The organism is Halopelagius longus (genome assembly GCF_900100875.1).
GTDB lineage: Archaea > Halobacteriota > Halobacteria > Halobacteriales > Haloferacaceae > Halopelagius > Halopelagius longus.
This window is the reverse complement of record NZ_FNKQ01000001.1, coordinates 518,302-539,936: the sequence shown is the minus strand read 5'-3', so window position 1 is coordinate 539,936 and position 21,635 is coordinate 518,302. Positions and strand designations below refer to the sequence as shown.

The following is a 21,635-nucleotide window of genomic DNA, read 5'->3' as shown; positions in this document are numbered from 1 at the left end:
GAACTGCAGTTTCGCGCCGCGGCGGTCGGCCCGGTCCGCGCGCCCGCGACTTTATCAACCCGCGACGGTCGGGGGGAGTCGGAAACGTACCAGTTGGCGTATCGTTATCGGGGCGATTACTCGTCCGTTCGCCGGTCGTCCGGGGAGGCGAGACAGTCCTCCCACAGACTTATTCTCTCCCGCGCCGATATGTTGGGTATGTCCGCCACGTTCGCACCGGTCCTCGACCAGACGCTCGCCGCGTGGGCGACGCTCCCCCTCCAACTGGGCGGCCTCCTCGCCACCCAACTCGGACAGTTGCTCGTCGGCGTCGTCGCCATCGGCGTCGCCATCCTCGTCGCCCGCCTCGTCCTGAAGGTGGCGTGGCGACTGGTCACCATCGCCGTCGTCGTCATCGCCGCACTGCTGCTGTTTTCGACGCTGGGCGTCAACGTCCTGTAAGCCGTCCCCGGCGGGACGCTCGCCCCGCGGAGCGGAGAATCGTGACGGTGGGGCGAGTGCGGGACTTACGCTTCGGCCACCGCGCGCGCGTCGTCGTCCCACCACCAGAGGACAGCCGTGAGGACGAGGCCCGCGACGAACAGTCCCCAGTTGACGAGCGGGGAGTTGTAGTAGAACACGTCGAGGCCCACGGCCTGTCCGACGACCGGCCAGAACGGCTCGATGGGTTGAGCGATGTCGGGAGCCGACAGCATGTCGGCGAACAGGTGACTGAGGGTCGCCACCCACACCGCGCCGATGGCGTAGGCGTACCGGTTGCCGATTTCAGAGGCCGGGACGTAGTGGGCTTCGAGCCACGGCACGACCCACTTTCCGAGTATCGCGCCGATGGCCACCGCCGCGACGCTCACGAACAGTATCGTGTGCGTGATGCCGTGGTGGTGAACCGTCGGAAACGCCCGGCTCAACCAGAGGTCGATGTCCGGAAGCAGGCCGAACGGCGCGCCGAGGGCGACGAATCCGAGCGCCGCCCGTTCGGCGTACAGGAACCATCCGACGGCCAACCAGATGAGCGCCATTCCGACGTGGCCGATTATATCAACCATGGGACGGGCGACGGAGACGAGACGAATGTAGTTGACGGGCGGTTCCGCGGGCGAGTCGAACGGCGGGCGGAGCGATGCCATCACCTACAAGACCACCTCGTCCCCTACACCCAACGATGAGTCGGTCACAAGTCGTGGGTGCAGAGTTGGGTCACACCATCCGTCAGGTGGTCCCGCCGGAACTGATACCGCTGTTCATAGTCGTCACGTTCTTCGGCGGCGTCGGTTTCGTCCTCACTCTGTTCACCGTCGATTACTGGTTCGTGGACGCGAAACGCGGCGCGCACTCGCTCGGATTGGCCATCGCGGGCGCGGGGTTGGTCGTCGCCCTGAAGGCGTTCTTCGGCGAACCGCGTCCGTCGGTTGACGTGGCCGTCATCGCCGCCTCGGGGTTCAGTTTCCCCAGCGGACACGCGACGATGTCGACCATCGCCTACGGCATCCTCGCGTACGACCTCCGGAAGGGGACGCGGCGGGTCAGGTTCGCCGTCGCGTCCGTCGCCGTCGCCCTCATCGCCCTCTCGCGCGTCGTCCTCGGCGTCCACTACGTCAGAGACGTCGTCGCGGGCGTCCTGTTCGGGTCGCTCTTCCTCCTCGCCGCGATATCGCTGACGAAGCACGTCCCCCGGTACGCGTTCTGGTTGGCCGCCGCCGTCGGCACCGTCGCACTCCTCGTCAGCGGTGCCAGTCAGGACGGACTCGCCATCTTCGGCGCGTCGGCGGGCGCGGCCCTCACCTGGGAGTCGTTCGACGTCTACCCGGGCGTGGAGTCGCGCCGCGAACAGGCCGTCCTCGTCGTCGGCGTCCTGCCCTTCCTCGCCGCCGCCGGGTACGTGGCCACGAAACTCGACCCGCCGCCGGCGGCCGTCGTCCTCCTCACGGGCGTGGTGACTGCGGCGATACTGGCCGCTCCGCTCGTCGTCGAACGGTTCGACTAACGCGGGAGAATCGACCTCGAAACCTCAGACGACGGACGCGCGGTCCGAGACGACGGTCCGCAGGAAGTTGGCGACTACGTCGTGGCCGACGGCCGTCAGTACGCTCTCGGGGTGGAACTGCACGCACTCGATGGGGTACTCGCGGTGGCGGACGCCCATGACGAGGTCAGTTCCCTCGTGGTCCGTCGTCGCCGACACCTCGAAGCAGTCGGGCACCTCCGTGGCGACGAGCGAGTGATACCGCCCCGCCTGAAAGCCCTGTTCGAGGCCCGCGAAGACGCCGCGTCCGTCGTGGTCCACCGGGAACGCCTTGCCGTGAATCGGTTCCGGCGCGTGGCCGACGGTGCCGCCGTAGGCGTACACCGCGGCTTCGAGGCCGAGACAGACGCCGAGCGTCGGCACCTCCGTCGAGAGCGTCGTCAACACCTCCGTGGTCACGCCCACGTCGCGGTCGTTCTTCGGGTGGCCCGGTCCCGGACTGATGACGATGGCGTCCGGGTCGAGGTCCCGAATCTCGTCGAGAGAAGCGGTGTTCTTCCGGACCACCACCTCGACGGGTTCGCCCTCGATTCGCCGCTCGGAGAAGTACTCCACGAGGTTGTACGTGAACGAGTCGTAGTTGTCCACGACGAGGAGGCGGAGCGTCATCGGGGCACCTCCCCGGCCGCCGCGGAGTCGGACGCGTCGGGTTCGCGTTCGATTCGTTCGACGGCGGCGAGGACGCCGCCCATCTTCTGTTCGGTCTCCTCGTACTCGGCGGCGGGGTCGCTGTCGGCGACGATGCCCGCGCCCGCCCGAACGGTGATTACGTCCTCCTCGCCGCGTCGCACCGCCGCGGTGCGGATGACGATGGCGAAGTCGGCGTCGCCGGACCACGAGTAGTAGCCGACGCCGCCGCCGTAGACGCCGCGGGGCGTCAGTTCCAACTCGTCGATTATCTCCATCGCGCGCACCTTCGGCGCGCCCGTGAGGGTGCCCGCGGGGAAGGAGGCGCGGGTGGCGTCGAAGGCGTCGTTCTCCTCCGCGAGCGTCCCCGTGACGGTCGATTCGATGTGCTGGACGTGGCTGTACTTCAGGACGTTCATGAACTCCTCGACGCGGACGCTCCCCGGTTCGGAGACGCGGCGCACGTCGTTTCGCGCGAGGTCCACGAGCATCGTGTGCTCGGCGCGTTCCTTCCCGTCGGCGAGCATCTCGCCGGCGAGGCGGCGGTCCTCGACCGGACTCGTCCCGCGGGGACAGGTGCCCGCGATGGGGTTCGAGACGACGCGCCGCCCCTGCACGGAGACCAGCGTCTCCGGACTCGCGCCGACGACGACCCGGTCGTCGTGCCGGAGCAGGTACATGTACGGCGAGGGGTTGACCTCCCGAAGCGCCTCGTACAGTCCCATCGGGTCGACGGACCCGCGGAGTTCGCGCACGCGGGAGATGACGGCCTGATAGATGTCGCCGTCGAGGACGTGCCGCTTCGTCCGCCGAACGGCGTCCTCGTACTCGTCCTGCGGGCCGGCCGTCTCGCCGGACTTGACGAACCCTCCGGTTTCGGGTTCCTCGGCCGCCGAGAGCGTCTCGGCGACGGCGCGCGCCTCCGAGAGCAGTTCGTCGTACACCGCGTCGGGGTCGTCGTCCGGTCCGACGACGGGGGTGAACACGAGTCGGACGGTGTCCTCGGCGTGGTCGAACGAGAGCGTCCGCGTCGTCAGGACGAACTGCGCGTCCGGCACCGGCGAGTCGGGGCGTTCGACGCCCACCTCTTCGAGCCAGAGGTCGTACACCGCCTCGTACGCGAGGAAGCCGACGAGTCCGCCGCGGAGTTGCTGGCGTTCGTCGTCCGGGAACCCGACGCGCGGGAGGTCCGGAAGCGCGGTTCGGAGATTGTCGAGTACGTCTCCGTCCCGAGAACCCGAACACGCCTCAGCGACCACCTCGGCGGCGCGGCCGCCCAGCGTCTCCACGTCCGTGCCGTCGGGGCCGACGGTGACGACGGCCTCCGGGTCGTAGCCGACGAACGAGTACCGCGCGTGGCGGTCGGCGTCCGCGCCGTCGCCGTCGCCGTCGGCGGCGAACGCGCCGTCCGGATCGGAGGAGGGCGTCTTCTCGGCGCTCTCTAAGAGGAAGCCGTAGTCGCTCCGGTCCGAGAGCGCGGCGTAGGCCGAAAGCGGCGAGGTGGCCGGCAAGTCGGCGGTCAGGTGCGCGACGGCACGTCCCTCCTCGGCGTCGAGAAGGGACGCGAACTCCTCGCGCGAACGGGAGAGCGAGACGTTCGTCACGACGGCACCTCCCGTTCGCCGTCCCGGTCGCCCTCGCTTCCGCCGTCGTCCCGGGCGCGTTCGGACGCGTCGGCCGCCGCCTTCGCGTTCCGAACGAACGCTCGGACGGCGTCGTGATCCTTCACGCCGCCCTCGGCTTCGACGCCGCTTGCGACGTCGACGGCGTAGGGACGGACCGTCCGAACCGCCTCCGCGACGTTCTCGGGCGTGAGTCCGCCCGCGAGCGTCACGGGGGCGTCGAGCGTCTCGACCACCTCGGCGGTGGCCGTCCAATCGTGCGTCTCGCCCGTCCCGCCCGCGCCGTCCTCGGAGACGGAATCGACGAGGACGCCGTCCACGACGTGCGCGACGGCGCGCGCGCGGGCGGACGACTCGGCGTCCACGACGGCGACGACGCGGGCGTCCGTCTGTACGCTGATTCGCTGGAACTCGTCGGCGTCGAAGTCGCCGTGCAGTTGCAACACGTCGGGCGACGCCGCCGACGCGAGTTCGACCGCCCGAGTCACCGAGGCGGGCATCGAGACGAGCGTCGTCGTGAGAAACGGCGACGCGGCCTCGAAGAGCGCCGAGGCACGCGACAGCGACACTTCCCGCGGCGTGTCAACGGTCACCTCGGAGATGACGCCGACGGCGTCCGCCCCGGCGCGTTCGACGGCGCGGAGGTCGGATTCGTTCGTGACGCCGCAGACTTTCGCCCGCACCATCGGGTTAGGCCTCCACCTCCGACTCCGCGTCGGCGTCGGCGGTGGACGCACAGAGGTCGTCGAGTTTCGCCGCCGCCGCGCCGGAGTCGATGGACTCGGCCGCGGCTTCGACGCCCTCCTCGATTGAGTCGGCGAGTCCGGCGACGTACACCGCCGCGCCCGCGTTCGCGAGGATGATGTCCCGCTTGGGGCCGGTCACCTCGCCGGTGACGATGCCGCGTAGGTCCTCGGCGTTCTCCTGCGGCGTGCCGCCGGCGACGGCGTCCACAGGCGCGGATTCGAGGCCGATGTCCTCGGGCGCGAGCGTGTACTCCTCGACGCTGTTTCCGTCGACTTCCGCGACCACCGTCTCGTCGTGGAGCGCGATTTCGTCCATGCCGGCCCCGTGGACGACGAGGGCGCGTTCGACGGGCATCTCCGTGAGGGCGTTCGCGAGGAGGGGAACGAGGTCCGGGTCGTAGACGCCGACCACCTGCGCCTCCGCGCCCGCGGGGTTCGTCAGGGGGCCGAGGACGTTGAACACGGTGCGCATTCCGAGTTCCTTCCGGGGGCCGATGACCGCCTTCATCGCGGGGTGGAACACCGGCGCGAGCATGAAGCCGATGCCGTCGCGTTCGATGGCCGCCTCGACCGCCGGCGGTTCCGCCTCGACGTTCACGCCCGCGACGTCGAGTACGTCCGCACTCCCCGACGAGGAGGAGACGGAGTAGTTGCCGTGCTTCGCCACCGCCGCGCCCGCGCCGGAGGCGACGATAGCGCTGGTCGTCGAGACGTTGATGGTGTCGTAGTCGTCGCCGCCCGTGCCGCAGGTGTCGACCAACGGCGTCCGGTCGGGTTCGATGGTCCGCGCGGCGTCGCGCATCCCCCGTGCGAACCCGGCGATTTCGCTCTCTGTCTCGCCCTTCGCTCGAAGGGCCGCCAGGAGCGCCCCGATTTGGGCCTCCGTGGCGTCCTCGAAGACGAGGCGTGCGGCCTCGCGGGACTGTTCGAGCGTCAGGTCCTCGCCCTCCGTCGCGCGTTCGATGTAATCCTGAAGCGTCATGTGGTGACCACCGATGTACTGGTTCGGGTTACAATGTACAAATTCGTTCATCGGCTTAAGCGTGTCGGAGGTGCGGATACTTGGCGCGGGGCGCAATCCGTGGGGAGCGGTGACGATACCCGGCGGGGGTGAGGGTTCGACAAACCGAGGCCGTGCGGCAATAAGAGGGGTCGCAGCGGCGGAATCGGGAGACGGAGTTCCAATCCGAAACCTTCAATTATATCCCCGGGATACGAAGTAATGCGCTCGGATAGGGCGCGTCAGCACGCACAAACCGGACGGGTTGGTGGTCTAGTCTGGTTATGACACCTCCTTGACATGGAGGAGGCCGGCAGTTCAAATCTGCCCCAACCCACTTCTTCGACGCTTATAACTCACGTAGCGAATCGTCACGCCGTCTGCGGATTCTCGCTGAAACCCGGCGTTCAATTCGGGCGTTCGGGACGCGTTCGTGTCCGATGACGCCGCCGGACTGCGATTCGAGAGCAAGTAGATAGTACGGCTACGCCGAGGTGCGAAGAGATACCACTTCGCTCCGACGACCACTGCCTCAACGGTAGTTGTATAAGAGACTGTTCGGGGGTAACGGTGGAAAGTACTCCGTGAGTATCAATCCGTACTAACAGAAATTCTGTGTGACGTAGACTGCAGTCATATCATCCCGGGACGTCACAGTAACTCCGATACCCTCCACACGCCAGTACGGCCGAAGAATGTTTTCACGGTGTCCCGTTGAATTCATCCAACCGTTCACAATTTCGTCAGCTAACTCTGATTCGTTTGTCTCCAATCCAGATGATGCCCGGTACGCGATGTTCTCACCCCCGGTTGCATATTCCCTGTCTGAAATCTGAACTCGACATTCGTACCCATGCTGCTGATACCGATCGTCAAAATCACGTCCTTCAGGCGAATCGTGGCTAAAGTAATCTCGTGTCGCCATGTCCTGAGAATGGCTTCTCGCGACGTTACTCAACTGAGAATCTGATTTCAACGGAGAGAGGCCATGGCTCTGTCGTCGCTCGTTTATCTCCTTATGTATCTCACGCTCAAGTACCGACTCGTTATGTGTCGTATCGATTTCGAGACTGACGTTCGGAAGGACGTCGGCAGTTGACGAGTTGTTTCCGGCTGGAATGCTGTCTAATCGTTCTTTGTCGAACGTCGGGCGACCATTAGAGTATCCTAAAATACCGAGATGAATACTCATAGCAATAACAGAAGCAAGGAGTACTACTGCCAAGATACTGCTTCTGCTAAACATCTTAGAATAGGTGCGAGAAACCGTCTTTCCTCGCGTCTGGTGGCTTTTCGTACCTGTCTCCGACTTAAACCACGGTTCGCTCTTCCGAGTACCTCTCTTTAGCCCCGCACATTTGTGGTTCTCGGGGAGTCTGTGCGTATTACAGAACGTTCCGCCGCAGTAATTACAGGTATGAGACAAACCTTGACTGTTATCGCATAACTCACACTGTGCCATATCAGATCAAAATAGAGTAACCGTAATAATACTAGTTAGAAATGAAGAACTTTCGCGGTTAGCAGGCGCCTCTAAGAGCGGCGAACTTCGAGAATACCCCCACCCCACGTGATTCTAGATGATACATGAGAAGGTCCCCCCATGAGGACACAGTTACGCCTCTGTGGCCGCCACTACACGTCGGAGTTGGTGTATTTCGAACACAAGAACCGCTAAGAAGACGGCAACTACCCCCGTGAGGAACTCTCCGGCTATAATAAATGCGTACGGGAGACAGACGATTACGGTGAAAGCGATCAGGACGGCGTATAGTATCGAGGCTGTATCCATGTATCACCTCGACACAACGCCTCTTAAAAATCCTATCAAAAGGTAGTGTTCAACTTACACATGATTCTGGGTTATCGTCCCACAGGATACACAGACCTCTCTGGTAGCCGTGCTCTTGGGATTAGACGCTAGTTGCGATCGTTGCGGGTTCTGAACTCCTACTATGACCAGCCAGATTGGATAGAGGAATTAGAGGAACGACGCCGCCAGCATGTTCACCGTCTCGACTTCGACGAATTCGGAGGTGTGACGAGTGAAATATTTCGTTCCTGGCCAATCCACTACATTCTCGCGACGTACTACAGGGCGAGCATCCCGATCACCCAGTCCACCGGTACGAACCCGCCCCGCCCTCTCCGACCGAGATGTAAACTCCCTCTCACGCGAGGACCGGCGAACGAAGACTCTTATCAGTCCCGCTCGTCTCACCTCGGTAGATGGATACGACTTCCGAGTCGGAGTCCTCGTTGCGGACGCGACTCCGACAGCAGGAGGTTGTCGCGGAGCTCGGCCAGCGAGCACTCGACGCCGGCGATATCGACCGATTGATGCGGGAAGCGACGACGGCGGTTGCCGAGACGCTGGGTACCGAATACTGCGGGGTAATCGAGCTACTTTCGGACGAGGAGGAGGGCGTCCTGCGTCAGGGCGTCGGCTGGCGAGACGGCGTTGTCGGGACTGCGACCGTGTCCGCCGACCCGGACTCGCAGGCGGGGGTCGCCCTCCGCACCGACGAACCGGTCGTCGTCGAGGATCACCGGGCCGAGACGCGGTTCTCCGCGCCCGGGCTGTTGAGGGGTCACGACGCCGTCAGCGGTATCTGCGTCGGCGTCGGTTCGAGCGAGGGGCCGTGGGGCGTACTCGGAGCGTACGCGGCCGAGCGACGGGAGTTCGACGCCCACGAGGTCGAGTTCGTCCGGAGCGTCGCCGACGTTCTCGGGTCGGCCATCGCCCGGACGGAACGCGAACGCGCGCTTCGAGAGGCCGGGCGTCGGGACGAGGCGCGCAAGCGGGCCCTCGAAGAGTCCGAACGGCGATACCGGACGCTCGTCGAACAGTTCCCCAACGGCGCCGTCGCACTCGTCGACGACGACCTCCGCTATCGGACCGTCGGCGGCACGCCGTTGGACGTGGCGGGCGTCACGGCCGAGGAGGTGAGAGACCGGCCGGTGGGGGAGATACTGCCGCCGAATCTGGCCGACGAGTTGGTTCCGCGCTACGAGGCCGCACTCGACGGAACCGAAGACACGTTCGAAATCGAACTCGGCGAGCGGATCTACCAGTTCCGCGTCGTGCCGGTCCGGGACAACGCCGGCGACGTGTTCGCGGCGCTGGGGATGTCCCAAGACATCACCGAACGCGAGGAGGTCCAGCGCAAACTCGAAGCGTCGGAGCGCCGCCATCGGACGCTCGTGGAGAACTTCCCGAACGGCTCGGTGGGGCTGTTCGACGAGAACTTGGAGTACACCGCAGTCGGCGGACAGTTGCTCGATACGCTCGATGTGGACCCGGAGGACCGGATCGGACGCAGCATCACCGAACTCCACCCCGAGGACCTCCTCGAAGACATCGAGCCGTACTTCCGGGCCGCCCTCGACGGCGAGGCCAGCACCTTCGACGTCGAGTACCGCGGCCGGTACCTGCACGCCCGCACGCTCCCGGTCAGGAACGCCGACGGCGAGGTAGACGCGGGGATGCTCGTCGTCCAAGACGACACCGAACGCCGGAGGTACGAGCGGAGACTCGAACAGTACCGGGAGTACACCAACCGCATCCTGGACGCCATCGACGACGTGTTCTACGTCCTCGACGCCGACGGGAACCTCCAGCGGTGGAATCGGAGCGTCTGCGAGGTGACCGGCTACTCCGACGCGGAGATAGCGTCGATGCACGCGCTGGACGTCTTCGCCGAGGACCAACAGGAGACGATTGCGAACGCCATCGCCGAAGTGCTCGAAACCGGCAGCACCCAGGAGGAGGCGGAGATTCTCACCAAGGACGGCGAGCGCGTCCCCTACGAGTTCGTCGCATCGAAACTGGACGACCCCGACGGGGACCCGGTGGTGGTGGGCGTCGGCCGAGACATCACCCGACAAAAGGAGCGCGAACGGGCCCTCGAAGAGAGCGAGGCGAAGTTCCGGATGCTGACCGAGAACCTCGAGGAGATGGTCTGGATATCCGACCCCGGCACGCGGGACGTCCTCTATCTCAACCCCGCCTACGAGGAGATATACGGCCGCGACAGAGAGCCGATATACGACGACCCCGCGACGTTCCTCGAGGCGGTCCACCCCGAGGACCGACGGCGAGTCGAAACCGCGTACGACGAGATACCGGAGGAGGGAATCGACGAGGAGTTCCGTATCGTCCGGCCAGACGGCGAAATCCGGTGGCTCGACGCCCGGGCGGGGGTGGTCCGCAACGAGGGCGAGGAGCGCATCGTCGGCATCGCCGAAGACGTGACCGAACGCGTCGAACGAGAGCGGAAACTCGAGGAGTCCGAGCGTCGCTACCGGACGCTCGTGGAGGACTTCCCCGACGGGGCGGTCGCGCTGTTCGACGAAGACCTCCGCTACACGGCCGCGGGCGGCCAACTCCTGAAGGAGGACGACATCGACCCCGAGGACCGAATCGGGGCCAGCATCCGCGAACTCTACCCCGACGACCTCGTCGAGCAGGTCGAACCGTACTTCCGAGCCGCACTCGACGGCGAGGCCAGCACCTTCGAGACCGAGTACGCCGGTTGGAACCTGTTCAACCGGACGCTCCCCGTCCGGAACGCCGACGACGAGGTGTACGCGGGGATGCTCGTCGTCCGGAACGTCACCAAGCGCCGGGAGTACGAGCGAAAACTGGAGGAGTCCAACGAGCGCTTAGAGCAGTTCGCCTACGCCGCCTCCCACGACCTGCAGGAACCCCTGCGAATGGTGTCGAGCTACCTCCGACTGCTCGAACGGCGGTACGAGGACGCCCTCGACGAGGACGGCGAGGAGTTCCTCGAGTTCGCCGTCGACGGCGCAGACCGCATGCGCGAGATGATAGAGGGGTTGCTCCAGTACTCCCGGGTCGATACCCGAGGTAACCCCTTCGAGGCGGTCGAACTCGACGCCGTCTTCGAGAACGTCCGTCGGGACCTCCAGATGAAGATATCCGAGAGCGACGCCGACATCACCGCCGAGCGTCTCCCGCGGGTCTACGGCGACAGAAGTCAGCTCAAACAGGTGTTACAGAATCTGCTGGCCAACGCCATCGATTACAGCGGCGACGACCCGCCGCGGGCCCACGTCTCCGCCGAGAGGGACGGCGAGGAGTGGGTCGTCTCGGTGCGCGACGAGGGCATCGGCATCGACCCGGCCGACGCCGACCGGGTCTTCGAGGTGTTTCAGAGCCTCCACGCCCCCGACGAGCACTCCGGAACGGGAATCGGGTTGGCGCTGTGCGAACGCATCGTCGAACGCCACGGCGGACGGATATGGGTCGAGTCGGAACCCGGCGAGGGGGCGACGTTCTCCTTCACGCTCCCGACGGTGGCGTCGGCGTCCGACGACTGAGACGAGGAAGGAACCGGAGCGGTACTCTCGGAGTAACGGGACTCTCGCCGGCGTCCCTCGGGAGTCCCCGACGACGTACCTCAACGCGCCGTTTGAGCTATCGGACGTACTATCTTCCCGGACGTTCACGCGGCTAGACGTGATGCCCTCCGAACGAAATCGAGCGGAACGGAATCGAACCGACGGAGGTGAGCGATGACGCGCCTCCGCGTCGCAGTCCTCGCCTGCGTCCTCCTGACGGTCGCGAGTCCGGCGGCGGCCGCCGCCGCGGACGACAGCGTCACTCTCGTCTACGAGGGGGACGCTCTCACCTTGGAAGCCGGGCCCGGACAGGTCGTCTCGGGCGAGACGACGCTCCCCCCGGGGTCGGTGCTGAACGTCCGGATGCGGTCGACCGGCGACACCGAACCGGCGTTCCTGAAGACGGTCGAGGCCACGGTCACGGAGCACGGCACGTTCGAGGCGCGCTTCGACCTGAGCGACGTCTCCGAGAACGGGTCGGTCGCCGTGACCGTCGTCCACGACGGGGAACGACTCGCCGAGGCCGAGGGAGAACTCGCCCCCTGCGACGGCGACTGCGCGGACGCCACGGCGACGGAACGCGACGCCTTCGGCGGGGAAGCGACGCTCTCGACGGACAGCGTCGGCGTCGCGTCGGTCACCGAGGTGACCCGGTCGCGGACCGCGCGCATCCCGGTGACGTTCGGCGACAACGAGGCGGTGACGGTGGTCGTCGGCGGCGAGGAGGTGAACTACCGGTACGCCGCGACCGTCCGCGACCGGGACGGCGACGGCCGAGCGGTGGTCCTCTTCCACACGGAGAACGCCGGCACCCCGCGGACGACAGCGAGCGTCCTCGACGACGGGCGACGGACCGCACTCGACCCCATCGAGGAGTCGTCGCTCGAATCGCTGGTAGACCCCGGCGACTACCCCGTGGCCGTCTATCCGGGCGAGAACGGCTCCGGCGACCCCGCGGACGTGGGGTCGATGGTCGTCCACCAAGCGCCGACCGTCTCGGACGGGAGCGAGACACCGAGGGCCACCGCGACGACGGAAACTGCGACTGCGACGCCCGCGTCGGTCGATAGTTCCGAGACCGGCTTGTTCGGCGACGACGCGTTCGGTATCGGCGCTCTCGCCGCGGGGTGCGCACTCGGCGTCGTCGGCGTCGGCCTCCTCCTCGGCCTGTTCCGGACGTAACGCTCGGTCTCCGGAACACTCGGTCGCCGAAACGCTCGGTCCCCCAATTGACTCTTTTTCCGGTCACCGCCGCCGGAGGGCGGCGACGAGAGCGAGGACGAGAAGACAGCCCGCGAAGAAGAGCAGTCCCGGTTCGACCGTAGAAAACAGGAGGGACGGCAGCGAGGGGTCGGCGGTCGGCGCACGACTCGCCGGTTCGACCACGCCGACGCCCGTCGTCGTCCGCCCGGCGAGTCGTTCCGCGCCCCACTGGACGAACGCAGACGCGAGGCCGAGAACGCCGAGTCCGGCCACCACGTCGACGAGAGAACGGCGGACGCTCGGGCCGATGTCGCGGTTGCCGACGAAGACGATGGGGTCGTTCGCCGGGCCGTAGACGACCATCTCGTTGCCCTTCTCCGAATAGCGGGTGTCGACGCCCTCGACCAGTCCCGCGTCGGTCAGACTGGAGAGGTGGTAGTGGACGTTCTGCACCGACGTGTCGAGGCGGTCGGCTATCTCGGAGGCCGTCCCGGGGTCGTCGAACAGCGTTCGGAACACCTCCCGACGGGTGTCGGAGGAGAGCGCTCGGATGACGGCGTCGGCCTCCTCGTCGCCCACGTCGAGGACGCGGGGTCGTTCGTCGGTGCGGGCGGTTCGGTCCTGTATGCGGTCGATGAGTCCGGACATCGTGAGTTCGGGTGCGCGAAGGGTCGCGTTCGTTCGTCGTCGTTCGGCCGGGTACTAAGCGCTACCCGTAGGTCAAATCCCTCTTTGAGCGGTCGGTCGTCGGTTCGGCCGTCGCGTTCGCCTCGCGGGCGGTTCGGTTCGCCGCCTCGGATGCGGCGCGGACCGCCGCGACGGGGTCGATGCGCCCGTGACCCGTCGCGAAGTCGGCTCCCGGTCGCCCGGCGTCGGCGGCCGTTCGTTCGAGTGCCACCTCCACCTCGCGGGGGGACCGCTCCGGGGCCACCGAGAGGATGAGGGCGGCCGCGCCGCCGACGTACGGCGCCGCCGCCGACGACCCGACGAACGCCTCGCCCGTCGTCGGCGCGACGCCGCGGTCCGGCGCGACGACGTCGACGCCGAGGCGGCCGTCCGCCGTCGGCCCGCGGGAACTGAACGGTTCCGGCCGGCCGGTCCGGGGGTCGTACGCGCCCACCGCGAGGACGCCCGGGGCCGTCGCCGGGGCGGTGAGACTCCGCTTCGGCGTCGCCCGCCGGAAGTCGTGCGTCGGCGATTCCAGTTCGAGGCGCGTCCCCGTCGCGTTCTCGGGGCCGCGGACGACGACGTGGTACGTCCCCGGTTGCGCGAGGGCGACGAGGCGTTCGTTCGGCACGCCGTCGCCCCCGTACGGTTGCGACCGCGCGACGAGTCGGGTTCGACCGCCGCTCGTCCGGTACAGTTCCGCGGTGTAGTCCTCGCGGCTACGGGCCTCGTCCCACGATATCCACACCGTCACGCGGCGGCGGTCCCCCGAGAGGTACGCCCGGTTCGTCTCCCCGAACCGGAGCGTCCCGTTCTCCACCGCGTCGTACCGGCCCCGCCAGTGGCCGCGCGCGATGTTGCCCGTCGGCGCGACGAACACGACGCCCTCGCGGGTGGCGTTCGTCGCCGCGCGGGACACCGCACCGCTCCCGTCGCCCGCCGCCCCGAGGAACGAGACGGGCGCGACGACGACGTCCACGTCGGATTCGACCGCCCACGCGACGGCCTCGCGGAACCCCGCAGGGGAGTCGAACGTCGCCAACGCGAGGTTCGCGTCGGGCGCGACGCGGGCCACTGTCGTCGCCGCGGCGGTGCCGTGGTCGTTCCGGCCGCCGTTTCGGACGGACGACTCCGTGCCGAACGTGCGCGTCGCCACCACGTTCGCCGACCGGTTCGTCCGGTCGAGGTCGAACCCGGTCGGGTCCACGATGCCGACGGTGACGTTCTCGCCGGTGACGCCGGCGGCGTGCAGTCGGGTGATGGGGTCGTCGCCGGGCGACGCGGAGGCGGACGCGTCGTCCGCGGGCCGCGGCGAGGGGTGGGGTTGCCACGCGGCGATGGACCCGACGCCGGCGGCGACGAGGGCGACGCAGACGGTGACCACGAGGAGCGTTCGACGGGCGTCGGCGGTCATGGCTGTCCGAACGCGGCGGCGGAACCGTCTCGGTGGAGGGGCATCGCTCCGGAGATTCGCGTCCGCGGTGAAAACGATATCGCACTCGCCCGACAGGTTCAGCCCTCGGTTCGCCCAAACTAACTTAGCGCCCCGGCGTCAATCGAAGTTACTTCGCCCGGAAGTCACTCATCTCGGTCGGAAGAGTCACCGGCGTCGTCCGCCTGCGAGAGTTGAACTCGCCCGTCGCCGAAGACGACGACGTCGCACCCGAGATAGGAGAATCGGAGTTCGGAGTCGGGCGCGACGGACCCGGTTTCCGCGAACGTGTCCAACACGTCCGGGTCGATGGCGTTGGACAACGGTTTCAACGCTAACGGGTCGGAGTCGAGGTGTTCGGCGACGTGTTCGACGACTGCGACAGAGGGACGGTAATTAGAGTTTTCGTTTGGGGAGTTCATTCAAAGTATATCCTTGGTTCGTCGGATGGGTACCTCCTTTACTATTCTTTCGGCAGTTTCCCTCGCTCAGTAGCCAAAGGAGTTTAGTAGTAGTATACGACTCGGTTTTGCGATAACAATTTGGTAAACAGTAAGCGGGGGTGGATACATCTACCACTGGTATGGGAGGTACCGCCCAGGTGGGGCCCTCGTCGAGCGGCCTCGACTCGGACGGCACGTGCCTCCTCGTACGGAAACGCTTCCGCGGGACGGCACGCCGCGGAACCGGTCGAACCGGCCGAGCGTCTCCCCTCTCCCGAGGGGCGGGAATCAGGTCGAACGGACGAGAACAGAGCCAAGGTTGAGAGTATGTCCCAATGAACGTTTCGTGTCAATGGTCCTCCAAATGAGTAACGAGTACGATGGTATCGACGGCTGAGATAACAGAGTCGCTGACCGAGTTGGGCCTCACCGAGTACGAGGCGCGGTGTTACGTGGCGTTGACTCAGCTCTCCCGCGGGACGGCAAAGGAGGTCAGTCAGGTCTCGGACGTCCCCCAATCTCGGGTGTACGACGTGACCGAACGACTCTACCAGAAAGGGCTCATCGACGTACAGGAGTCCGAACCGAGGACGTTCAGGGCGATGCCGCCGCCGGTCGCGTTGAAGCGACTCCGGCGCGAGTACAACGAGTACTTAGAGAAGGCGAGCGAACAGCTGGAAGAGCTGAAATCGCGGGAGACCGACGACGACGACGGCGTCTGGAAGATAGCGACCGCGGAGGACGTGGTCCTCCGCGCGCAGATGCACGTCGAGGACGCCAAAGAGGAGGTGTACCTCCTCGTCACCGAGCAGAGCCTCCTCGAAGACGAACTGCTGGACGTGCTCGAAGCGGCGTGTCACCGCGGCGTCTCCGTCTTCGTGGAGGTGCCCGACGAAGCGGCGGCGGAACACCTCCGAACGAGGGTGCCCGAGGCGGCCGTCCGAGTGTCGCCGTCGCCGTTCACGGCGGGACTGTCCGACGGCCAAGAGCCGGGACGGTTGCTGTTGGTCGACCGGACGACGGTGCTTCTGAGCGAAGTCCGGGAGGGACTCGTCCCGCAAGCGAGCGACGAGTCCGGGATGTGGGGGCGAAGCGGGGGTCACGGACTCACCGCGTGGCTGCGACCGCTCCTCCTCGCCCGACTCGAAACCGTCGGGTTCGACGTCGAAAACGCGTCCTGACGGCGGGAGCCCCGACCGACGTAGAGGTTTTGTGGGTCGGCGCCGTGGGACCCGCCGTGAGCGGGTTCGAAGCGGTACTGTTCGACCTCGACGACACCCTCTGTCGGCACGAACAGTCCGAGGAGACGCTCTACCGCGGCGCGTTCGAGGCGGCGGGCGTCGAACCGTTCGGCGCCCCGAGCGACCTCTGGACGGCCCTCTCGGGTCCGCCGCCCGCGGACGGACAGGAGGCGTACCTGCGCGAGGGGTTCGACCGCGTCGCGGCGCAGTACGGGGAGGAGTCGGTCGATACGGGCGCGTTAGCGCGAGGGTTTCTCGACGCGGTAGACTACACCGCCGTCTCGCTTCGGCCGGGCGCGGCGGCGGCCCTCGAACGTGCGCGCGAACTCGGACGAGTGGCGCTCGTGACGAACGGACCGGAGCGCCGTCAGACGACGAAACTCGCGGCGCTCGACCTCCAGGAGGCGTTCGACGTGCGCGTGTTCTCCGACGACGTGCCGCGCAGAAAGCCGCACTCCGACCCCTTCGACCGGGCGTTGGCGCGACTCGACGTCGAGGCGGAGGCGACGCTCCACGTCGGAAACTCGCTCGAACACGACGTCGCGGGCGCGCAGGACGCCGGTCTGCGCGCGGCGTGGTGTCCCGTCGCCGCCGACGCCGACCCCGGCGACCACTCACCCGACTACGTTCTCGAGAGCCTCAGCGACCTGCGCGACGTCCTCGACGCGCCGCGTCGGGCCCCGTGACGCCGCAACTCGCCGACCGTCGGCCGACGGCCGTTCACTTACCGTGAGAATATAAACCATACACATTGTCTAGGGGATATGGAATGAGACAAAGTTTCAATACCGCGGCCGGTGTATCTCGGAGTGGAGGACTCGTATATGGATATTACTGATATCGCCACTCCCGATTTCGTGGAAGTCGACGCCGGAAAGCGGCTCGGCAAGATCCGCTCTATCTTCGAGCGCGAGAAGCCGCGAGGCATCATCGTCACGGAAGACGGAGTGTACGCGGGGGTCATCGGCGAGAAGCAACTCGTCCGCTCGCGGATGGAAGACGACACGAAGGCGTCGGTCGTGATGAAGTCCGCTCCCCGCATCGACCGCCACGAGGACGTCCGCGAGGCCGCGCGGATGCTCGTCGAGGGCGACACGAAGATAGCGCCGGTCTACGAGGGCGAAAAGCTCTACGGCATCGTCACCGGCGACGACATCCTCGAAGCCGTCATCGAGAACCTCGACGCCATCCGCGTCGAGGACATCTACACTGAAGACGTGGTGACCGTCGGCGAGAAGTCCCACATCGGGCAGGCCATCAACCGCCTGCGCGAACACGGCGTCTCCCGGCTTCCGGTCGTCAGCGAGGACGGCAACCTCGAAGGTATCCTGACGACCCACGACATCATCGACTTCGTGGTGCGCGACGCCGACCGGCAGGGCCGCGGCGACCGGCGGGGCGACATTGACCGGATGCTCGACTTGCCCGTCTACGACCTGATGAGTGCGCCCGTCATCACCGCGCAACCGGGCGAATCCGTCCGCGACGTGGTCGAAGAGATGTTCGAAAGCGACGTGTCGGGACTCGTCGTGACGCCCACCGACAGCGATTCGACCGTCTCCGGCATCGTCACGAAGACGGACGTGCTCCGAGCGCTCACGTTCACCGAGGAGCGACAGATGGACGTCCAGATAACGAACATCGACCTCTTGGAGACGCTCTCACGGGAGAGCATCGTCGAGAACATCACGCAGGTCGTGGACAAGTACCAGCAGATGCAGGTCCACCACGCCCACGTCCGCTTCCACGAACACAAGGAGAAACTCCGCGGCACGCCCCTCATCCAGTGTCAGATTCGCCTCCGCACGAGTCACGGGCAGGTCGCCGGGAGTGGCGAAGGCTACGGGTCCGAGCACGCGTTCCACGTCGCACTCGACAAACTCGAACGGAACGTCCTCGAAGTGAAGGGCGTCAACGCCGACGAGAAGTACCGCGGCCAACTCGTCCGGAAACTCGGCGAACTGTAGGCGGCGACCCCACGAGTTCGAGCGTTCTTTTTCAGTCCGACGGGGAGACGGTCGGTTTCACCGACGGAGCGGTTCGTTCGACCGGCGAGGGCGCGGTCCGCACCGTCGGACAGACCGGTCGCTCACACTGTACTCTCGACTAGCCATCGAACTCATAGGAGAGATCGCTCCGAGAAGAGGGCCGTGTCTCGCGCGGACGAGGCATCGCCTCAGACGTCCGCCGCTTCCAACCCGGCGTCGGTGATTTTGAACGTGACCGTCTCGCCCGCGGGTTTCGCGCGGTGTTTCTCCAACGTGGCGCGGCGGTTTCCGCCGCGGAAGCGGTCGAGGCGGACGACGGCCCCCGTCCAGTGTTCGAGGGTGTGGCCGCCGAGCGCTTTCGCCCGGTCGGTGTCGGGATCGGTGAACACCTGATTGGTGATGACCACCGCGAGGTCGTGTTTCCGCGCGAGAGACAGCAGGTGAGTCACCTGTCGGGCCACCCGGCGGAGCGATTCGCCGCCGTCGCCGCCCTCCGCGGTGCGTTCGAGGCGGTAGAAGCCGGTGGCGCTGTCGAGGACGACCAAGTCCGCCTGCTCTGCGAACTCCTCGACGTCGCGGACGGCCTCCTCCTGTTCCTCGAAGTCGTGGGCCTCCGAGATGATGAGGCGGGAGGTGACGTCCTCGACGGACTGGTCGTCGCCGGCGACGTGTTCGGCGAGTTGGCTGAATCGGTCCACCGACAGCCCCTCGGTGTCGATGTAGACGACGGTACCCCCCGCCGCCGCCGCGCGCACCGCCGCCGAGAGGGCGACGTTCGTCTTCCCCGCGGCGGGCGCACCGTACACCTGCGTGACGGTGCCGCGTTCGAACCCGCCCCCGAGAAGGTCGTCGAGTACGCGGCACCCGGTGGTTACTGCTTCGGACACGGGAGAACCTCCGGGGCGTCCGCCGAAAAAGCCCCCGGTCCGGCTCTCATCGCCGATAACCGGCGGCGGGAGCGTTCGCCGTCCGTCGTTCGCCGTTCGCCGCCGGCCGGGAGTCGCGACACGTTTTACCCCTCCGGCGTCGAATCCGACGGCGTGATAGTCGTCGCTACCGCAGACTTCGAACTCTATCACGACGTGGTCGGGGAACTCCGCGACCGCGGCGTGTCGTTCACCACCGCGGAACCGGACGAGGAGTTCCCCGACCGCGCGGAGGTGCTCATCGTCTCGCCGACCGACGAGGTGTCGGTGCCGGAGGGCGCGGAGACGGTCGTCGCCACGGCGGCAGAGTCCCGGAAGGCCGTCGAGGAGGCCATCGCGGTGCTTCGGGGCGGCGGCGGGCGGACGATAGTCGGCGTCGACCCCGGCACTCGGCCGGGCGTCGCCGTCCTCGTGGGCGAGACGGTGGTCTCGGCGTTCCACGTCCCCCTCGCGGACGCGGTAGAGACGATTCGCCGCGAAGTCGAAGACGTCCCCGACCCGGTCGTCAGAGTCGGCGACGGCGCGCGCATCCAAGGCGCGACCATCGTCAACGAACTGGAAGACGTGACCGTCGAACTCGTCGACGAGACGGGGACGACGCCGTACCTCGGCACCGGCGCGCGCGGGATGGGCGACGTCCTCGCGGCGGTCAACATCGCCCGCCGGGAGGGGTCGGTCGTGGAGTCGCGCGACATCGAACCCACATCGGGCGAACTCCAGCGAATCAAAGACCGCTCCCGGCACGAGTCGGAGGACAACCGCACCATCGACGAGGAACTCGCCCGTCGGGTGGCCGCCGGCGAACTGACCGTCGCGGAGGCCTTAGACGAACACCGAATCCGGGGGAACTCCCGCGACGGCGACTCGACGGAAGAGTGAGGGCGGCCCGCCGCCGGAGGCGGAGCGCTACTCGTCGCGGACGGCCGACTCGGCGCGGCGCATGATCTCGCGGACGGGGAGGTCCGTCTCGCGGGCGACGGCGGCGGCGTCGTCGTACTCGGGGCTGTAGTCGTACGGGTCGCCCGTCGCGTCGGACGCCACCTTCACCGCCACCTCGTACGCCTCGCCGTCGATTTCGAGCGTCGCCGTCTCGAACTCCCGGGCGGCAATCCAGCGGTGTCCGGCCCCGTGTTCGCGGATTCCCAAGGTTCCCGTCTCGACGGCGAGTCGGTGCGCGACGCGTTGGGCGTCCTCCGGGCGCGCGACGACTTTCACGAGGTGGCCGGGCCGGGACTTCTTCATCGTCGCCGGGAGCACCGTCACGTCGCGCGCGCCGGCCTCCGTCAGCGACTCCTGCAGGCTCCCGAGGAGTTCCGGCGTCGCGTCGTCGAGGTTCGTCTCCAAGACCGTTATCTCGTCTCGCGTCAGGCGGCCGGACCCGTCGCCGACGAGGGCCCGGAGGACGTTCGGATGGTCGGGGAACTCCCATCCGCCCGCACCGTACCCCGAGGAATCGACCGTAAGCGGCGGAAGCGAATCGACGCCCGCCGCGACGTGCGCGAGTATCGCCGCGCCCGTCGGCGTGAGCAGTTCCGCCTCGACGGGGCCGCCTTTCAGCGCCCAGTCGGCGCGTTCGGCGATTTCGACCACCGCCGGCGCGGGCACGGGGTAGGTTCCGTGACTCATCGTCGTCTCGCCGCCGCCTGCCGCGACGGGCGTCGTCACGACGCGTTCGACGCCGAGGTCCGAGAGGAGGAGACACGCACCGACCACGTCCGCGATGGCGTCGTCCGCGCCGACTTCGTGAAAGTGGGTCGATTCGAGGTCCGTTCCGTGGACGGCCGCCTCCGCCTCCCCCAAGATGCGGAACACCGCCTTCGCGTCCGACTCGACGTCCGCCGGCAGGTCCATCGACTCGACCAGTTCGACGACTTCGGCGTACGACCGGTGGGGGCCGTGCCCCTCCGCCGGCGTCTCTCCGTCGTGGTGGCCGTCGCCGTGAGAGTGGTGGTGATGGTCGTCGCCGTGCGAGTGGTCCCCGTCGTGGGCGTGTCCGTGGTCGTGTGAATCGCCGTGGCGGTGACCCTCGTCGTCGCCGCGTGCGTGGTGATGGTGTTCCTCGTCGTGAGCGTGGTCGTGTCCGTCGGCGTCGCCGTCGTCCGCCTCGCCGTCCGCGAGGACGCGAACGTTCGTCGCGGCGATGCCGTTCTTTTCGGCGGTGCCGACGTCGTAGCGGACGTCGAGTGCCTCCTCGACGGGAGCGAGGGCGGACCGGTCCGCGCCGGCGGCGAGCAACGACCCGAGAATCATGTCGCCGCTTGCGCCCATCCGTCCGTCGAACGCGAGAGTACGCATGCCCGAGCGAACGCGTCGCGCGGTGAAAACGATGCGGCATTCGGTGTCGGAGTCGGTAG

The 21,635-nt window shown here is 67.0% G+C and carries 20 protein-coding genes and 1 tRNA gene; 9 read left to right on the top strand and 12 right to left on the bottom strand.

The window, feature by feature from the left end; genetic code table 11:
* Window positions 1–198 precede the first annotated feature (198 nt).
* Complete coding sequence (locus BLS11_RS02750; protein WP_092532557.1) at window positions 199–441, top strand: DUF8029 family protein; 243 nt, start codon at window positions 199–201, stop codon at window positions 439–441.
* 65 nt (window positions 442–506) lie between these two features.
* Here BLS11_RS02750 and BLS11_RS02745 read toward each other — a convergent pair whose 3' ends face one another.
* Window positions 507–1,127 (bottom strand): metal-dependent hydrolase, encoded by a 621-nt coding sequence (locus BLS11_RS02745; RefSeq protein ID WP_245698657.1) that lies wholly within the window; start codon window positions 1,125–1,127, stop codon window positions 507–509.
* Window positions 1,128–1,162: 35 nt separating this feature from the next.
* Here BLS11_RS02745 and BLS11_RS02740 point away from each other — a divergent pair, with 35 nt between their 5' ends.
* Window positions 1,163–1,984 carry a phosphatase PAP2 family protein gene (locus BLS11_RS02740; protein ID WP_175454359.1) on the top strand — a complete coding sequence of 274 codons (822 nt, stop codon included), beginning with the start codon at window positions 1,163–1,165 and terminating at the stop codon, window positions 1,982–1,984.
* 24 nt (window positions 1,985–2,008) lie between these two features.
* On the opposite strand, the gene trpG is transcribed toward BLS11_RS02740, so the two are convergent.
* The 4 genes from trpG to trpD are packed head-to-tail and all read right to left on the bottom strand — an operon-like array spanning window position 2,009 to window position 6,000.
* Window positions 2,009–2,632: an anthranilate synthase component II gene (gene trpG, locus BLS11_RS02735; protein WP_092532551.1), complete on the bottom strand. Its 624-nt coding sequence runs from the start codon at window positions 2,630–2,632 to the stop codon at window positions 2,009–2,011.
* On the bottom strand, window positions 2,629–4,254 hold the full coding sequence (trpE, locus tag BLS11_RS02730) for an anthranilate synthase component I (RefSeq protein ID WP_092532548.1): 1,626 nt from the start codon (window positions 4,252–4,254) through the stop codon (window positions 2,629–2,631). Before trpE ends, trpG begins: the two co-directional genes overlap by 4 nt.
* Window positions 4,251–4,958 (bottom strand): phosphoribosylanthranilate isomerase, encoded by a 708-nt coding sequence (locus BLS11_RS02725; RefSeq protein ID WP_092532545.1) that lies wholly within the window; start codon window positions 4,956–4,958, stop codon window positions 4,251–4,253. The genes trpE and BLS11_RS02725 overlap by 4 nt, the downstream gene beginning before the upstream one ends.
* Window positions 4,959–4,962: 4 nt before the next feature.
* The gene (gene trpD, locus BLS11_RS02720; RefSeq protein ID WP_092532542.1) at window positions 4,963–6,000 is read right to left on the bottom strand and encodes an anthranilate phosphoribosyltransferase; all 1,038 of its coding nucleotides are present in this window, start codon (window positions 5,998–6,000) and stop codon (window positions 4,963–4,965) included.
* A gap of 280 nt (window positions 6,001–6,280) precedes the next feature.
* Here trpD and BLS11_RS02715 point away from each other — a divergent pair.
* Window positions 6,281–6,355 (top strand) — tRNA-Val (locus BLS11_RS02715).
* A gap of 264 nt (window positions 6,356–6,619) precedes the next feature.
* On the opposite strand, the gene BLS11_RS19970 is transcribed toward BLS11_RS02715, so the two are convergent.
* Together BLS11_RS19970 and BLS11_RS19250 are read right to left on the bottom strand one after the other, a co-directional pair.
* Window positions 6,620–7,480 carry a CAP domain-containing protein gene (locus BLS11_RS19970; RefSeq protein WP_092532539.1) on the bottom strand — a complete coding sequence of 287 codons (861 nt, stop codon included), beginning with the start codon at window positions 7,478–7,480 and terminating at the stop codon, window positions 6,620–6,622.
* A 153-nt stretch (window positions 7,481–7,633) separates the two neighbouring features.
* Entirely contained in the window at window positions 7,634–7,810 is a 177-nt protein-coding gene (locus BLS11_RS19250) for a hypothetical protein (RefSeq protein ID WP_175454358.1), read from the bottom strand.
* Between the two features lie 437 nt (window positions 7,811–8,247).
* Between BLS11_RS19250 and BLS11_RS02705 the strand changes: the two genes are divergently transcribed.
* Window positions 8,248–11,361, top strand: a complete 3,114-nt coding sequence (locus tag BLS11_RS02705) for a PAS domain S-box protein (protein ID WP_092532536.1) — start codon at window positions 8,248–8,250, stop codon at window positions 11,359–11,361.
* A 195-nt stretch (window positions 11,362–11,556) separates the two neighbouring features.
* Window positions 11,557–12,564: a BGTF surface domain-containing protein gene (locus tag BLS11_RS02700; RefSeq protein ID WP_092532533.1), complete on the top strand. Its 1,008-nt coding sequence runs from the start codon at window positions 11,557–11,559 to the stop codon at window positions 12,562–12,564.
* 63 nt (window positions 12,565–12,627) lie between these two features.
* Here BLS11_RS02700 and BLS11_RS02695 read toward each other — a convergent pair whose 3' ends face one another.
* From BLS11_RS02695 to BLS11_RS02685, 3 genes are all read right to left on the bottom strand, one after another.
* Window positions 12,628–13,233, bottom strand: a complete 606-nt coding sequence (locus BLS11_RS02695; RefSeq protein WP_092532530.1) for an ArsR/SmtB family transcription factor — start codon at window positions 13,231–13,233, stop codon at window positions 12,628–12,630.
* A gap of 61 nt (window positions 13,234–13,294) precedes the next feature.
* Entirely contained in the window at window positions 13,295–14,665 is a 1,371-nt protein-coding gene (locus BLS11_RS02690) for a S8 family serine peptidase (RefSeq protein ID WP_092532527.1), read from the bottom strand.
* A 164-nt stretch (window positions 14,666–14,829) separates the two neighbouring features.
* A complete protein-coding gene (locus BLS11_RS02685; RefSeq protein WP_092532524.1) occupies window positions 14,830–15,105 on the bottom strand; it encodes a HalOD1 output domain-containing protein in 276 nt (91 codons plus the stop codon).
* A 401-nt stretch (window positions 15,106–15,506) separates the two neighbouring features.
* Here BLS11_RS02685 and BLS11_RS02680 point away from each other — a divergent pair, with 401 nt between their 5' ends.
* The 3 genes from BLS11_RS02680 (at window position 15,507) to BLS11_RS02670 (ending at window position 18,334) form a co-directional block, all read left to right on the top strand.
* Window positions 15,507–16,307: a TrmB family transcriptional regulator gene (locus BLS11_RS02680; protein WP_092532521.1), complete on the top strand. Its 801-nt coding sequence runs from the start codon at window positions 15,507–15,509 to the stop codon at window positions 16,305–16,307.
* Between the two features lie 56 nt (window positions 16,308–16,363).
* A complete protein-coding gene (locus BLS11_RS02675) occupies window positions 16,364–17,053 on the top strand; it encodes an HAD family hydrolase (RefSeq protein WP_092532518.1) in 690 nt (229 codons plus the stop codon).
* 138 nt (window positions 17,054–17,191) lie between these two features.
* Complete coding sequence (locus BLS11_RS02670; protein ID WP_092534444.1) at window positions 17,192–18,334, top strand: CBS domain-containing protein; 1,143 nt, start codon at window positions 17,192–17,194, stop codon at window positions 18,332–18,334.
* A 209-nt stretch (window positions 18,335–18,543) separates the two neighbouring features.
* Here the strand turns inward: BLS11_RS02670 and radB are convergent, their stop codons facing one another.
* Window positions 18,544–19,242 carry a DNA repair and recombination protein RadB gene (radB, locus tag BLS11_RS02665; RefSeq protein ID WP_092532515.1) on the bottom strand — a complete coding sequence of 233 codons (699 nt, stop codon included), beginning with the start codon at window positions 19,240–19,242 and terminating at the stop codon, window positions 18,544–18,546.
* Window positions 19,243–19,395: 153 nt separating this feature from the next.
* Between radB and BLS11_RS02660 the strand changes: the two genes are divergently transcribed.
* Complete coding sequence (locus BLS11_RS02660; RefSeq protein WP_092532512.1) at window positions 19,396–20,160, top strand: hypothetical protein; 765 nt, start codon at window positions 19,396–19,398, stop codon at window positions 20,158–20,160.
* A 27-nt stretch (window positions 20,161–20,187) separates the two neighbouring features.
* Here the strand turns inward: BLS11_RS02660 and larC are convergent, their stop codons facing one another.
* Window positions 20,188–21,576, bottom strand: a complete 1,389-nt coding sequence (larC, locus tag BLS11_RS02655; protein WP_092532509.1) for a nickel pincer cofactor biosynthesis protein LarC — start codon at window positions 21,574–21,576, stop codon at window positions 20,188–20,190.
* Window positions 21,577–21,635 lie beyond the last annotated feature (59 nt).